Annotated in this window: 13 protein-coding genes; 6 read left to right on the top strand and 7 right to left on the bottom strand. The window is 70.0% G+C overall.

The genetic code is table 11. From position 1 onward, the window contains the following. Positions 1-124 precede the first annotated feature (124 nt). Complete coding sequence (locus tag AC0KTA_RS19040; protein ID WP_481049432.1) at positions 125-538, top strand: cyclophilin-like fold protein; 414 nt, start codon at positions 125-127, stop codon at positions 536-538. A gap of 115 nt (positions 539-653) precedes the next feature. On the opposite strand, the gene hisC is transcribed toward AC0KTA_RS19040, so the two are convergent. Next, complete coding sequence (gene hisC, locus AC0KTA_RS19035; protein WP_481049431.1) at positions 654-1,733, bottom strand: histidinol-phosphate transaminase; 1,080 nt, start codon at positions 1,731-1,733, stop codon at positions 654-656. 485 nt (positions 1,734-2,218) lie between these two features. Between hisC and AC0KTA_RS19030 the strand changes: the two genes are divergently transcribed. The 3 genes from AC0KTA_RS19030 to AC0KTA_RS19020 all read left to right on the top strand — a co-directional run bounded on the left by AC0KTA_RS19030 (position 2,219) and on the right by AC0KTA_RS19020 (position 6,147). Then, positions 2,219-3,340 (top strand): LacI family DNA-binding transcriptional regulator, encoded by a 1,122-nt coding sequence (locus AC0KTA_RS19030; RefSeq protein ID WP_481049430.1) that lies wholly within the window; start codon positions 2,219-2,221, stop codon positions 3,338-3,340. A 640-nt stretch (positions 3,341-3,980) separates the two neighbouring features. Beyond that, complete coding sequence (locus AC0KTA_RS19025) at positions 3,981-5,066, top strand: metallophosphoesterase family protein (protein ID WP_481056475.1); 1,086 nt, start codon at positions 3,981-3,983, stop codon at positions 5,064-5,066. Between the two features lie 193 nt (positions 5,067-5,259). Continuing rightward, positions 5,260-6,147 carry a hypothetical protein gene (locus AC0KTA_RS19020; RefSeq protein ID WP_481049429.1) on the top strand — a complete coding sequence of 296 codons (888 nt, stop codon included), beginning with the start codon at positions 5,260-5,262 and terminating at the stop codon, positions 6,145-6,147. 173 nt (positions 6,148-6,320) lie between these two features. On the opposite strand, the gene AC0KTA_RS19015 is transcribed toward AC0KTA_RS19020, so the two are convergent. After that, positions 6,321-7,739: a VWA domain-containing protein gene (locus AC0KTA_RS19015; RefSeq protein WP_481049428.1), complete on the bottom strand. Its 1,419-nt coding sequence runs from the start codon at positions 7,737-7,739 to the stop codon at positions 6,321-6,323. Positions 7,740-7,859: 120 nt separating this feature from the next. Next, positions 7,860-9,647: a phosphomethylpyrimidine synthase ThiC gene (thiC, locus tag AC0KTA_RS19010; RefSeq protein ID WP_481049427.1), complete on the bottom strand. Its 1,788-nt coding sequence runs from the start codon at positions 9,645-9,647 to the stop codon at positions 7,860-7,862. Positions 9,648-9,865: 218 nt separating this feature from the next. Between thiC and AC0KTA_RS19005 the strand changes: the two genes are divergently transcribed. Beyond that, positions 9,866-11,257 (top strand): YibE/F family protein, encoded by a 1,392-nt coding sequence (locus AC0KTA_RS19005; RefSeq protein ID WP_481049426.1) that lies wholly within the window; start codon positions 9,866-9,868, stop codon positions 11,255-11,257. Between the two features lie 66 nt (positions 11,258-11,323). On the opposite strand, the gene AC0KTA_RS19000 is transcribed toward AC0KTA_RS19005, so the two are convergent. From AC0KTA_RS19000 to AC0KTA_RS18985, 4 genes are all read right to left on the bottom strand, one after another. Next, entirely contained in the window at positions 11,324-11,758 is a 435-nt protein-coding gene (locus AC0KTA_RS19000; protein ID WP_481049425.1) for an SsgA family sporulation/cell division regulator, read from the bottom strand. Between the two features lie 101 nt (positions 11,759-11,859). Continuing rightward, positions 11,860-12,726: an IclR family transcriptional regulator gene (locus AC0KTA_RS18995; protein ID WP_481049424.1), complete on the bottom strand. Its 867-nt coding sequence runs from the start codon at positions 12,724-12,726 to the stop codon at positions 11,860-11,862. A 196-nt stretch (positions 12,727-12,922) separates the two neighbouring features. Then, positions 12,923-13,138, bottom strand: coding sequence for a DUF5326 family protein (locus AC0KTA_RS18990; RefSeq protein WP_481049423.1), 216 nt, complete (start codon positions 13,136-13,138; stop codon positions 12,923-12,925). Positions 13,139-13,348: 210 nt separating this feature from the next. Continuing rightward, positions 13,349-13,666, bottom strand: a complete 318-nt coding sequence (locus tag AC0KTA_RS18985; protein WP_189731108.1) for a cupin domain-containing protein — start codon at positions 13,664-13,666, stop codon at positions 13,349-13,351. 71 nt (positions 13,667-13,737) lie between these two features. Between AC0KTA_RS18985 and AC0KTA_RS18980 the strand changes: the two genes are divergently transcribed. Further along, positions 13,738-14,118: a phage holin family protein gene (locus AC0KTA_RS18980; RefSeq protein WP_481049422.1), complete on the top strand. Its 381-nt coding sequence runs from the start codon at positions 13,738-13,740 to the stop codon at positions 14,116-14,118.

Raw genomic sequence — 14,118 nt, 5'->3', positions numbered from 1 at the left:
TGGGCGTGGGGGTGGTTGCGCCCCCGAAGGGGGCTGCTGAAAATCCCGGCAAGCCGGGCCGGAACCCCGCGCGGGCGGACGGAACCCCTTCTCAAAAGCTTCAACATATTGTTGAATCCGCGGCATGCAGACACAGCCGACACCGCCGCCGCCCGCGCCGTCCGGCCTGCGGATACGGATCTCCTGGCCCGCCGGGCACCTCACGGCGACGCTCCGGGACACCCCCACCACCCAGGCGCTGAGCGCGGCCCTGCCGCTGTCCGCGACCGCCGCCACCTGGGGCGAGGAGGTCTACTTCGACGCCGGCGTCAGTGTCCCGCGCGAGGACGGCGCCCAGCAGGTCGTGGAACCCGGGACAGTGGCATTCTGGCCGGACGGCGACGCCCTTGCCCTGCCGTACGGCCCCACGCCGATCTCGCGAGGCGACGAGTGCCGCCTCGCGAGTCCGTGCAATCTGCTCGGCCGGATCGACGGGGATCCGAGCCTGCTCGCCACCGTGCGCGACGGCGATCCCGTGCGCGTGGAACGCGCCGAATAGGCCAGGCCGACCGAGGCCTCACGCCGCCCGGGCCGACCGGGTCCAGGTCTCACGCCGCCCGGGCCCAGGTCTCACGCCGACCAGGCCGACCGAGCCCCCAGCCGACCGCGGAAGCCTAAAGCTCCTTGCGGAACGCCTCGGCCGCCTGCAGGAAGATGTCGTTGCCCTCGGTCTCGCCGATGGTGACCCGCGCCCCCTCGCCCGCGAACGGCCGCACCACCACGCCGGCCTCCTCGCACGCCGCGGCGAAGTCGGCCGTACGGTCGCCGAGCCGCAGCCACACGAAGTTCGCCTGCGTCTCCGGCACCGTCCAGCCCTGGTCGCGCAGCGCGTCGACCACGCGCGAGCGCTCGGACACCAACGCGCCGACCCGGCCCATCAGTTCGTCCTCGGCGCGCAGCGAGGCCACCGCCGCGTCCTGCGCCAGCTGGCTCACACCGAACGGCACCGCCGTCTTGCGCAGCGCGGCGGCCACCGGCTCATGACCGACCGCGAAGCCGACCCGCAGCCCCGCCAGACCGTAGGCCTTGGAGAACGTACGCAACACGCAGACGTTCGGGCGGTCGCGGTAGATCTCGATGCCGTCCGGCACCTCGGGGTCGCGGATGAACTCCCGGTACGCCTCGTCGAGCACCACGAGGACGTCACTCGGCACCCGATCCAGGAAACGTTCCAGCTCGGCCCGGCGAACCACCGTGCCAGTGGGGTTGTTGGGGTTGCAGACGAAGATGAGGCGGGTGCGGTCGGTGATGGCGGCGGCCATCGCGTCCAGGTCGTGCACCTCGCCCGACGTCAGCGGGACCCGCACCGACGCGGCACCGCTGACCTGCGTGATGATCGGGTACGCCTCGAAGGAGCGCCACGCGTAGATCACCTCGTCGCCCGGGCCCGCGGTCGCCTGCAGCAGCTGCTGGGCGACGCCGACGGAGCCGGTGCCGGTGGCGACGTGCGAGACGGGCACGCCGAAGCGGTCGGCCAGCTCGCTCATCAGGGCCGTGCAGGCCATGTCGGGGTAGCGGTTGAAGCTCCCGGCCGCGGCCAGCACGGTCTCCATGACGCCGGGCAGCGGCGGGTACGGGTTCTCGTTCGAGGACAGCTTGTAGGCCACCGGACCGCCGGCGGCGGCAGGCCTGCCCGGCTTGTAGGTGGGGATACCCTCCAGCTCGGCGCGCAGCCTGGGGCTCGTCTCGCTCACCGCGGTCCTCCTAGTGATCTTCGTGATCCTCAGTGATCATCCCGACTTCAATGATTCTCACCTTATGAGGATTGGCCGCCCCTGCGAATGGGCTGACGGCTCCGGGCCGGGCGAGCGGCGGCCGTGGGACGCGGCCACCCACGGCCCACGGCCACCGTACGCACCGCCGCCCGGGGACGTACACCGGAAGCCGTCACCCAGGGGGCGGCAGCGCCCGAAACAGGGGGGAGCGCTCCCCGCTCCGGCACGCGCCGGTGGCTCGCTCCGTGGCGCGCGTCCCCCATAGAGGTGAGTTGAGACCTCTTCGAGACCTGGGTCATTTGGCAGGCCTCCGCGCGACGACAAGGGAGCGATGCCTACCCAGAGGCCCAACTCCCTTGTTTTCCAAGGCCATTGAGGGCTTTCCGCCATGCAGAAACGTGCCTGTCAACGGGTGCATATGCGTCCGCACTACCCACCCCCATGAGCCCTACTATCGGCTCGCCATGACAGCAGCAGGGAAGCACCAGGTGAGCCGAGCGGAGACCTCCCGCCGGGGCAACCGGCAGAGCCGAGCGGGCATCAGAGACGTCGCCGCCGCAGCCGGTGTCTCCATCACGACTGTCTCCGACGCGCTCAACGGCAAGGGCCGGCTGCCCGATGCCACGCGACGCCATGTCCGCGAGGTCGCCGACCGCCTGGGTTATCGCCCGTCGGCCGCGGCCCGAACCCTCCGTACCGGAAAGTCGGGCCTCATCGGCCTCACCGTGACGACGTACGGGGATGAACCTTTCACCTTCACGGAATTCGCGTATTTCGCCGAGATGGCGAGAGCCGCGACCTCGGCCGCCCTCGCCCGGGGCTACGCCCTGGTCATCCTCCCCGCCACCTCGCGCCGCAGCCCGGTCGACGTGTGGTCGAACGTCGCGCTCGACGGCACGGTCGTCGTCGACCCGTCCGACCACGACCCGGTGGTCAGCGAGCTGGTGCGGCAGGGCCTTCCGGTCGTCTCCGACGGGCGTCCCGCCGGGTCGCTGCCGGTCACGGCCTGGGTCGACAACGACCACGAGGCCGCGGTCCTGGGGATCCTGGAGCATCTGGCGGCGGCCGGAGCGCGCCGCATCGGCCTGCTCACGGGCACCACCACGGACACGTACACCCATCTCTCCACGACCGCCTATCTGCGCTGGTGCGAGCGCGTGGGACAGGACCCGGTGTACGAGTCCTACCCGGCGCACGACCCGTGCGCGGGCGCCGTCGCGGCCGACCGGCTGCTCGCCAGGCCCGATCGGCCGGACGCCGTCTACGGCCTGTTCGACCCCAACGGCACCGACCTGCTCGCCGCGGCCCGCCGCTACGGCCTGCGGGTACCGGACGACCTGCTCCTCGTGTGCTGCAGCGAGTCCACCGTGTACGCCACCACCGAACCGCCGATCACCACCCTCTCGCTGAAGCCCCGGCGCATCGGGACCGCGGTCGTCCAGCTCCTCATCGACGCCATCGAAGGTCTCGACGCGGGTCGGCCCATCGAGCAGGTGATACCGACCGAACTGATCGTGCGCACCTCGTCCGAGCGACGTCCGCCACGTACGACGGTCAGCCCGCCCCGGTCGCCCGGTCACGGCTGACCTTCCCACCGATCGGCCCGAGGCCCGCCACCTGCGGGTAAACCGTGGGAAACCTCGGGCCAATTCGGGAGAAAACCGCGGTGAACTGGGGCTCCGCACCGATTCACCACCCCTGGTGCACCACACAGCGACAGCCGCATTCCTATGATGGGCGGACGACACCGCGGGCCGCTGCGACCAGGCAGTCCGATCCCGGTGCAGATGCGGCGCGATGGTGGTGGAGGGGTCGATGACTCAGGGGGCCGGTCAGGGACCCGAGGTGCGGACGGCGACGCTGCGCGACTTCCGCGTGCCCGCGTACGTCTATGAAGGCGTCCGTGAGACCGGCCAGGCCGCCGCGGATGCTGCGCAGGGGCAGGAGCAGGGTGCCGGGGTGGACCACGCCCAGGCCGAGGCCGAGGCCCAGGTTCGTGGGCAGGAACCCGCCGCCCCGGCGCACGTTTCCGGGCAGGATCGGGGCGTGTCCCAGGCGCCCGGGTTCGGCGCCCAGGTGCCCGCGCAGGGCGGCCCGGTGGAGCAGGGCGGCCCGGTGGAGCGCTCGGTTCCGCCCGTGCAGTCCCACGCCCCCGCGTCCGTAGGGCCGCAGCAGGCTTCCGTACAGCCGCATGTGGAGGCGGTGCAGGCTTCCGTACAGCCGCCGCTGGAGCCGCAGGCTCCCGTACAGCAACAGCCCCCCGTACAGCCGCAGACTCCCGTACAACCGCAGCAGCCCTCCGCCCCGGCCCCGGCCCTCACCCACCCCGCCCTGGCGCGGGCCGCCGCCCCCCACCCCGGGTCCGCCGGTGAGGCCCCCGAGGGATACACGCCCACCGAGCGGGACCTGCCGGTCATCAACCGCGGTGACACCGTGCAGGTCGAGGTGCGTGAGATGCCCGAGCCGCCGCCCGCCCCGGACCCCGGCGGCATGGGCCCGCTGTACGTCGTCGGCGACGTGCACGGCTACCTGGACGAGCTCGTCGCCGCCCTCGCCGCCGAGGGTCTGATCGACGCGGACGGGAGCTGGGCCGCGGGCAACACGCGGGTGTGGTTCCTCGGCGACTTCACCGACCGCGGGCCCGACGGCATCGGCGTCATCGACCTGGTGATGCGCCTCTCCGCCGAGGCCGCGGCCGCCGGCGGCTACTGCAAGGCACTCATGGGCAACCACGAGCTGCTGCTCATCGGCGCCAAGAAGTTCGGCGACACTCCGGTCAACTCCGGCGCGGGCACCGCCACGTTCCAGGCCGCCTGGCTCCTCAACGGCGGTCAGAAGACCGACATGGAGCGCCTGGAGGACCACCACCTGCAGTGGATGGCCCGGCTCGACGCCATCGTCGAGGAGGACGGGCACCTGCTCGTGCACTCCGACACGACCGCCTACCTCGACTACGGCGACTCCATCGAGGACGTCAACGACACCATCCACGAGGCCCTCACCCGCAACGACCCCGACGAGTACTGGGACCTGTTCCGCAAGTTCACCAAACGCTTCGCCTTCCGCGACGACTCCGGCGCCGCCGCCGTACGCGAACTCCTCGACGTCTACGGCGGCAGCCGCATCGTCCACGGCCACAGCCCCATCCCGTACCTCCTCGGCGAAGTCGGCTCCGAGTACGACGGCGACGATGACGGCCGACCGGTCATCGAGGGCCCGCACATCTACGCCGACGGCCTCGCCATCGCCATGGACGGCGGCGTGACCATGGCCGGAAAGCTGTTGGTCTGCCGGCTTCCGCTGGACGACTGAACGTTCATAGCGAACGTGTGCGGGGCACGTGCCCCTTAACAGGATTTCGCTGGCCAGAGGGCCAATTCTGGTTAACCCCTGTCACCGCGTGCCGTCACCGCTCTACCATCGGCTTATCCGTAGCAGGCTCCCCTCCGTTTCTGCCCGACGGCTCGTAGCCATGCGAGCCCCAAGCCCTACGGAGCATCGGGGGATGCACATGAACAGCGCTCCACACTTGCTCAATGAGGACCGCCCCCAGTACGAGCGGGTCCTCGATGAGGCGCTGCGCACCGCACCGAACCACCCGGAGCTGGCCGCGGTGGGCCAGCGACTCAACACCGAGCAGCTGCGCACGATGGCTCTCAACGCCACCGCACTGATCACGGCCGCCGCCGCGGCCGAGTATCACCACTACGTGAAGGTCCGTGAGGAACTGCGCGACCCCGGGCCTTCATCGTCCTCATCGGTCCGTGAAGGGAGCGGATCACGTTCCAGCTCGACCGAATCCGGAACCGGCGGTATCAGCCTCGCCACCACCATGGGCGAGGTCACCGAGACCGCGGGTGCCGGACTGGTCGCCGTGATCGCGGTGCTCGCGCCCGTCCTCGCCGGGACGGCCGCCGCGATCTTCCTGCTCGTCGGCTACATCCTGAAGATGCTCGACCCCGAGCCCGCCTTCGCGGACACCCTGCTCACCGCCGGGTGGCTGTTCGGCGCGCTCACGGCGGGCGCCATCCTGGTCGCCGCGGTCGGCCTGCTCCTCACCGCCCTGCGCAACGGCTCCACCTCCCTCCAGGCAGGCTCGCACCATGAGCGGAACGAGGAGTTGGAGCGGGCCAGGGAAGCCTGGTGCCAGGCGCTCCTGGAGCGTGGCGTGCTGCCGTTCCTGCGCGACGCGCTCGCGGATCCGGACGCCACGGCGGCGTCCGCGACCCGTGCGTCGTCGCCCGGTCCGGCCGGGCGCATGCCCCAACTCGGCTATCACAGGCCGGGGTTCAGCAGCCCGGACGGCGGCTCGACCACGGGGACCCGCCCGAGCTACAGCAGCCCGGACTTCTCGAGTCCGGACTACGGAGGGCCCGAGCACCCACCGGAGTAGCCGTCCGGACGCCGGTCGTGGCAATGGCAACCGGCGCCGGAGAGGACGGTCGGCAACGGCGGCCGGCCGGTCGAACACGGGCCGAAAGCCCCCGCGTGCGGGCTTTGGCGCGCCGCCGTCGGCGGATGGCGGCGCGAAGGCCCGGCCTCGACACTGCCCCGGTGCCGCTCGGGTCAGAGAATTCCGGCCTGGCGCGCGGCGGCCATCCAGTCGGGGAACTCCGACAGGAGCCGGTCGTACAGCTCCGGATCCGGGACCGTACTGATGTCGTCCACCGCGAAGAATCCGACATTGTCGACGCGGCGGCCCGGCAGCGTGTCGAACCGTTCCAGGACTCCGTAGTTGGACTGCCCGAGGCCCACGAACTGCCAGAAGATCGGCTCCTCCACCGCTTCTCGGAGCTCCCGCTCGATCTCGGCGTTGCGGTAGACACCGCCGTCCGAGAAGAACAGCACCAGTGTGGGGGCCGCGGCCGGGTTCTCCCGCACGTACGCCCGGACCTGGGCAATCACCTTCTGTTCCTCGTTCTGGATGCCGACCGACCGCATGTCGACCTGATCGTCCCGCAGGCCCTTCTTGCGCTTGCCGGGACGGTAGAAGAGGCCCACCTCACCGACGCGTACATGCAACCGCAGCCAGTCGGGGAGTTCGCCGATGGTCAGATCGGGCAGCCGGGCCGGGTGCGAGGCGAACGTCCACGCCTGCATCTCGCCGTCGTCGTCCAACTGCGCGGCCACGGCGGCCATGCGCTCCACCACGTCGGCCACGATGCCCTTCGAGTACAGCAACGACATCGACCCGGAGGCGTCGAGTACGAGGATGACGCGCGCCGCGACCCCCTCCGCACCGTGCTTGCGCAGACTGACCGCCACCTGCTCCTTGCGCAGCGACAGGCGCTTGCGCATGTCCACGGGGAGCTGCTCCTCGCCCTTGATGAGGCGAGGGCCGGGGGGTGGCGGGGTGGGTGCGGCGGCGGCCGCCGGGGCGGCGTGGGCGGCCGGAGGTGCAGGAGCCGCAGGAGCCGCAGGAGCCGCAGGAGCCGCAGGAGCCGCAGGAGCATCGTCCACGGTGATCCCGAAGTCCGTGGCAAGCCCGGCGAGTCCGGAAGCGTACCCCTGCCCCACCGCGCGGAACTTCCACTGCCCGCCGCGCAGATACAACTCGCCGCCTATGAACGCCGTCTCCGTCGTCGCCGTCATGTCGAAGCGGGCGAGCTCGGCCTGCGTGGCCGCGTCGAGCAGCCGCAGCGTGAGCCCGGACATCTGCCCGAACGTGCCGCCGTCGGCCGAGGCGCAGAGCAACACCCGCTCGACCGCCGGCTCCAGGGCGTGCAGGTCCACTTCGACTGTGTCCGTCGTGACCCCGGCGGCGCTGTGTTTGCCCAGGTGCCGCACGGTGTCGGAGGTGTGCCGCGGCTGGTTGTAGAAGACGAAGTCGCCGTCGTCACGCACGCGTCCGGCCGCGGTGAGCAGCAACGCCGAGGCATCGGCGGCGGGCACGCCTGGCCCCTCGGACCAGGCGAGCTCGGCGCGTACCGCGGGAGGGCCGACGGGAAGGTTGGCACCCTTGCTCAGGGAACTACTGGCTGTCATACGGCCAGTCTGCCGAGCCCGGTGTCACAGGACCACCGTCGACGGCCGTCCCCTTTTCCCGCAACCGGCTGCGCCCGCACGCCCAACGAGCGCAGCGCACAGCCGGATGACAGGACGGACTCACTCGGCCAGGGGCAAGTAGACCCGGTTCCCCGCCGCCGCGAACTCCTTGGACTTCTGCTCCATGCCCTCCTCGATCTCCGTCTGCGTGGTGCCATGTTCACGCCGGATGTCCTGCGAGATCTTCATCGAGCAGAACTTCGGCCCGCACATCGAGCAGAAGTGCGCCGTCTTCGCGGGCTCCGCCGGCAGCGTCTCGTCGTGGAACTCCCGTGCCGTGACCGGGTCCAGGGCGAGGTTGAACTGGTCCTCCCAGCGGAACTCGAAGCGCGCGTCCGAGAGCGCGTCGTCCCAGTCCTGCGCGCCCGGGTGGCCCTTGGCGAGGTCCGCCGCGTGCGCCGCGATCTTGTACGTGATGACGCCGGTCTTCACGTCGTCGCGGTTGGGCAGGCCCAGGTGCTCCTTCGGCGTCACGTAGCAGAGCATCGCCGTGCCCCACCAGCCGATCATCGCGGCGCCGATGCCGGAGGTGATGTGGTCGTACGCGGGCGCGATGTCCGTGGTCAGCGGGCCGAGGGTGTAGAACGGCGCCTCCTCGCAGATCTCCTGCTGGAGGTCGATGTTCTCCTTGATCTTGTGCATCGGGACGTGGCCCGGGCCCTCGATCATCGTCTGTACGTGGTGACGCTTGGCGATCTGATTGAGTTCCCCGAGCGTGCGCAACTCCGCGAACTGCGCTTCGTCGTTGGCGTCCGCGATCGACCCGGGCCGCAGCCCGTCGCCGAGCGAGTACGTCACGTCGTACGCCGCGAGGATCTCGCACAGCTCCTCGAAGTGCTCGTACAGGAAGCTCTCCTTGTGGTGCGCGAGGCACCACGCCGCCATGATCGAGCCGCCGCGGGAGACGATGCCGGTCTTCCGGTTCGCGGTCAGCGGGACGTACGGAAGGCGCACGCCCGCATGCACCGTCATGTAGTCCACGCCCTGCTCGGCCTGCTCGACGACCGTGTCCTTGTAGATCTCCCAGCTCAGCTCCTCGGCCTTGCCGTCGACCTTCTCCAGGGCCTGGTAGAGCGGCACCGTGCCGATCGGCACGGGGGAGTTGCGCAGGACCCACTCGCGGGTCGTGTGGATGTTGCGGCCGGTGGACAGGTCCATGACCGTGTCCGCGCCCCACTGGGTCGCCCACGTCATCTTGTCCACCTCCTCCTCGATGGAGGAGGTGACCGCGGAGTTGCCGATGTTGGCGTTGACCTTCACCAGGAACTTCTTGCCGATGACCATCGGCTCGATCTCCGGGTGGTTCACGTTCGCGGGCAGCACGGCCCGGCCCGCGGCGATCTCGTCCCGTACGACCTCGGGCGCCATGTTCTCCCGAATGGCCACGTACTCCATCTCCGGGGTGATCTCCCCGCGCCGCGCGTACGCGAGCTGCGTCACCGCCTGGCCCGCGCGGCCCCGGCGCGGCTGGCGCGGGCGGCCGGGGAAGACCGCGTCGAGGTTCCTGAGGCCCCCGCGCGGCGAGGTGTGCTTGATGCCGTCGTCCTCGGGGCGGACCGGGCGGCCCGCGTACTCCTCGGTGTCGCCGCGGGCGATGATCCAGTTCTCCCGGAGCGGCGCGAGGCCCCTGCGGACGTCGGTGTCGATGGCGGGGTCGGTGTACGGCCCCGACGTGTCGTACAGCGTCACGGCCTTGCCGTTGGTGAGGTGCACCTGGCGGACCGGCACACGCAGGTCCGAGCGCGAGCCCTCCGGGCCCGTCACGTACGCCTTGTGCCAGCCGATGGACTTCCCGCCCTCAGCACCCTCGGTGCTGGAGGCAGGCGTGCGTGCGTCCGATGTGGTCATGAGACCTACTCCCTACGCCGGCATTACCCGGTAACAGGTTCGGCGGTCGACGCAGCGGTTTCCGTACGGTCCGAACCGGTTCCTGCCCGTTCGTACGGAGGTCAGCGCCCTCTCAGCCCGGTGCTCCGAGCTCCCGCGATTGCAAAGGTGCCTCCACGCTAGCGTCATATCGGGCGCGGTGAACAGAGGGCCCCCGTCGTTCTTGCGATGATCGGGCCGTGACCACCACACCGCCGCCCACCGGGCCCCCCACCCCGGAGCCGCACGGCCATACGCACAGCCACGGCCCTGCCGCCCCCGTCTCCCAGCATCTTCGCAAGGTCATCGCCGCCGTCCTGATCCCCTTCGCCACCGCCGTCCTCGTCGGCCTCGTGGTGCTGTGGCCCGGCGGCGCCCCGGACCACGAACGCACCGGAGTCGGCTTCGACCGGCAGACCCAGTCGGCCACCGTGGCGAAGCTGGAGAAGCTCCCCTGCAAGGACCTGAACGCCTCGCAGACCCCGCCGAACGGCGACACCTCCACCCCCGAGGGCCAGTCCGCGCAGTCCCGCGCGGAGGGCACCTGCGGGAGGGCCACGATCAAGGTCACCAGCGGCCCGGACAAGGGCCGCACCTTCACCGAGGTCATCCAGCCGGACTCGCCCCGCCAACTGCACAAGGGCCAGGGCGTGGTGGTCGCCTATGAGCCCAAGGCCCCCGAAGGCTTGCAGTACTCGGTCACCGACGTGAACCGCAAGTTCCCCATGGCCCTGCTCGCCGGCATCTTCGCGCTGGCGGTCGTCGTCGTGGGACGGATGCGCGGCGTCATGGCCCTGGTCGCCCTCGCCGTGAGCTTCCTGGTCCTGACCTTCTTCATCCTCCCGGCGATCCTGCAGGGCTCGAACCCCCTGGTCGTCGCCGTGATCGGCGCGAGCGCCATCATGCTCTGCGCGCTCTATATGTGCCACGGCCTGACCGCGCGCACATCCGTCGCGGTGCTCGGCACCCTGATCTCCCTCCTGCTCATCGGCCTGCTCGGCTCCCTGTTCATCGGCTGGGCCGCCCTGACCGGCAACACGGACGACAACACCGGCCTGATCCACGGCCTCTATCCCGACATCGACATGAGCGGCCTGCTGCTCGCCGGCGTCATCATCGGCTCCCTCGGCGTGCTCGACGACGTCACCGTCACCCAGACCTCCGCCGTCTGGGAACTCCACCAGGCCAACCCGACGATGGGCTGGCGCGGCCTGTACCGCGCGGGCATCCGCATCGGCCGCGACCACATCGCCTCGGTCGTCAACACCCTCGTCCTCGCCTACGCGGGCGCCGCCCTGCCCCTTCTGCTGCTCTTCTCCATCGCCCAGAGCAGCGTCGGCACCGTCGCCAACAGCGAGCTCGTCGCCGAGGAGATCGTGCGCACCCTCATCGGCTCCATCGGCCTCGTCGCCTCCGTCCCCGTCACCACCGCGCTCGCGGCGCTGGTCGTCTCCGCCGACCGCTCCGGCCCCGCCACCGCGCCGACAGCCGCCCCTCTGGCCCCATCGGGTCCCACATCCCCCGTCCCCTCCGGCCGACCCGCTCCCCGCCTTCCCTCCCTGGGCGGAAAGGGCCGCCGCCGCAAGACGTGAACCCGCGCCGATGCCATGAAATGCCCTGATCCGCCAGCATCCAGGGCCCGTTGAACCCGAGCCGGGTCAGCCCGCGCTCTGCTCCGCGAGGATCCGGTCCAGGGCCTCGTCGAGATGCGTCTCGAAGTCGACCAGTGTCCGCTCCTGTCCCAGCGGCACCAGCTTGTCCGTCCGGTCGAGGAAGGCGAGCAGCGGCGGAATGCCCACCCTGAACAACGCCTGATCATGGCCCACTTGAAGCCGGATCAGCGCTTCCTCCAGCTGCTCGGGGTCGGTCGGCGCGATGCGCACATCCCCGTCCCCGCACGCCCTGCCCACCCCGTCCACCAGGAGCTCCCGCCCGAAGGCCCAGGTCACCGGGACATCGCCGGGGAGGTGGAAGGTCAGCCGCACGGCATAGGGATCGCGCGTCTCGTACCGCAGCTCCACCGGGATGCGGAACGACAGCTCCTCCGACACAAGGAAACTCATCATGACCTCTGCCTGGACCGACTCTCGCATCGCCGCCTACCCCGTCACTAGCCCTCTGGTGGCAGGAACCAACTCCCTGACACTCACGGCATCTTGCTTAACGTACACACCAGATCACAAGGAGTGAGTTTTCAGATGCTGATAGAGAAGGCGAGTGTCCCTACTAGCTTTCCGATCTCCTCCTGCAACCGGCGCGTCGCCGGCAGCAATCGGTCCGCCTGCGAGGAGGGGACGGAGATGGCCATCGTGGCCGCCGTAGTGCCCACGGTGATCGGAATGGCCGCGCAGACCGTCCCCAGCGCGTACTCCTGATACTCCACCACCGGCGTCATCCGGCCCATCGCGTCCAGCCGCCGCAGCAGCGCCCGATCGTCACGCACCGTGTTCGGCGTCAGGGAGCGGACCGGGTGGCGGTCCAGGTGGTCCCGCCGTGCCTTGTCGTCGAGTTGGGCGAGCAGGCACTGGCCGATCGCGTGGGCGTGACCGGTCTCGCGGAAGTCGGCCCACTCCTCGACGGCCGGATTGCCGGAGGTGTCGGCGACGGACACGACCTCGATCTCGCCGTCCCGGTAGATGGCGAAGTACACGGGCACGCCGATGACATCACGCCAGTGCGCCAGAGTTTCACCGATCATGAGGCGACGATGCTGCTCCGCCGCTCCCGTACTCAGCCGCTCGGCCGCCTCGCCGAGCACGAACACCCCTTTCTCCCGGCGCAGATAGCCTTCGTGGTTCAGCGTCCGCAGCAGGTGGTACGCCGTCGGGAGCGCCAAGCCCGCCTCGCGGGCCAGTTGCTTCGCGGGCGCACCGCCGGGGTGCGAGGCGGCCGCCTCGAGCAGGCGCATCGCCCGCTGCACGGAGCCGATGAGGGTGGGGCCGACAGCGGAAGGGCCAACCCCCGCCGACGGGGCGCCGGTTGACGGCCCGTCGCCCGAAGTTGCCTCGCCCGGGGGGACGGTGGGCTGGACGTCAGCGGGTGCGTCGTCAACCGAGGCCATGGGTCACTCCCGAAGCACATGGGGGTCCACCCGCGCCCGGAGGTCACGGGTAGGGGCAGTGGGCCCGCCTGCGGGGATTCCCCCGCGTCGGTTTTCGGACTCTAACCCTTGGCCACCGGTGGCAAGCGCCCTGGCGGGAAACTTCCCCCAGGGGAGGGAACCCTTGCTTCCCCTTTCGGCGTTCGCCGCGTGTCGATCACCAGTCGCTGCGTGACGAGGACGAGCCGGATATGAACTTCCGTACGACATAGACGAGTCCGCCGACCAAGGCCACGAAGAGCAGCAGCTTGAAGAGCAGGCCGAAGACGAAGCCGATCACGCTCGCTATCAGACCGCCGAAGACGACCAGGGCGACGACCGGCACCGCGATCCACTTCACCCACCACGGCATACCCGCGAAGATCTCTCGCATAGCCCTCGCCCTTACCTTTCTCGCAGATTCGGGGAACTCCGCTTCTGTGCAGATTTCCCATCTCACGCATTCGATGCTAGGTCGGAAAAGGCCAGTTCGGGGCCGTGCGATCCCTTGTACTCCCCTGACTCGTCCCCTAGGGAACCCCGAGGACGCGGCCCTGAGGCAGCCGCGCCCAGGTCGGCGGCCTCCGGGCCGGCCGCAGCCGCGTCACCGCTCCGGCGGCGAGAAGACGACAAGGACCCGCAGGTCCTCGCTGATGTGGTGGAACTTGTGGGGCACCCCGGCCGGCACGTACACGACACTGCCGCGCGCGACCTCCGTCGTCTCCATCCCCACCGTGATCGACGCGCGGCCGCTGACAACCATGTACACCTCATCCTGCCGGTGCGGCTGCTGCGGGTCGCTCTCGCCCGCGTTCAGCGCGTAGAGCCCGACCGACATGTTCCGCTCCCGCAGAAACTGCAGATAGGCGCCGTCGTTCGCGGCCCGCTCCGCCTCCAGCTCGTCCAGTCGGAATGCCTTCATCGCCCTCGTACGCCCCTTGCCCCAGGTCGTGGACCGACCACTGTTTCCTCACGTCTGCCACGATCAGACACATGAAGAATTTCGTAGTCAAGACGATCGCCAACGCAGTGGCCCTGGCCGTCGCCGTGTGGGTGCTTGACAAGATCACGCTCACCGGCGACAGCACGGGCGAGAAGACCCTCACGCTGCTCGTGGTCGCGCTGCTGTTCGGCCTGGTGAACTTCCTGGTCAAGCCCGTGGTGAAGGTCCTGACCTTCCCCCTGTTCATCCTGACGCTCGGCCTGATCACCCTGGTGGTCAACGCCCTGATGCTGCTGCTCACGTCCTGGCTGGCGGAGAAACTCGACGTCAGCTTCCATGTCGAGGGGTTCTGGACCGCCGTACTGGGCGGCCTGATCATCTCGATCGTGTCCTGGGCGCTGAACGTCGCCCTCCCCGACCACAAGGACTGA

The organism is Streptomyces sp. Y309 (genome assembly GCF_056712025.1).
This window is presented reverse-complemented; position numbering and strand designations above follow the sequence as displayed.

Excerpts from the sequence above, each read along its gene's own strand:
- AC0KTA_RS19040 (WP_481049432.1), top strand. The coding sequence starts at position 125 with ATGCAGACACAGCCGACACCGCCGCCGCCCGCGCCGTCCGGCCTGCGG.
- AC0KTA_RS19030 (WP_481049430.1), top strand. The coding sequence starts at position 2,219 with ATGACAGCAGCAGGGAAGCACCAGGTGAGCCGAGCGGAGACCTCCCGC.
- AC0KTA_RS19020 (WP_481049429.1), top strand. The coding sequence starts at position 5,260 with ATGCACATGAACAGCGCTCCACACTTGCTCAATGAGGACCGCCCCCAG.
- AC0KTA_RS19015 (WP_481049428.1), bottom strand. The coding sequence starts at position 7,739 with ATGACAGCCAGTAGTTCCCTGAGCAAGGGTGCCAACCTTCCCGTCGGC.
- thiC (WP_481049427.1), bottom strand. The coding sequence starts at position 9,647 with ATGACCACATCGGACGCACGCACGCCTGCCTCCAGCACCGAGGGTGCT.
- AC0KTA_RS19000 (WP_481049425.1), bottom strand. The coding sequence starts at position 11,758 with ATGCGAGAGTCGGTCCAGGCAGAGGTCATGATGAGTTTCCTTGTGTCG.
- AC0KTA_RS18995 (WP_481049424.1), bottom strand. The coding sequence starts at position 12,726 with ATGGCCTCGGTTGACGACGCACCCGCTGACGTCCAGCCCACCGTCCCC.
- AC0KTA_RS18990 (WP_481049423.1), bottom strand. The coding sequence starts at position 13,138 with ATGCGAGAGATCTTCGCGGGTATGCCGTGGTGGGTGAAGTGGATCGCG.
- AC0KTA_RS18985 (WP_189731108.1), bottom strand. The coding sequence starts at position 13,666 with ATGAAGGCATTCCGACTGGACGAGCTGGAGGCGGAGCGGGCCGCGAAC.
- AC0KTA_RS18980 (WP_481049422.1), top strand. The coding sequence starts at position 13,738 with ATGAAGAATTTCGTAGTCAAGACGATCGCCAACGCAGTGGCCCTGGCC.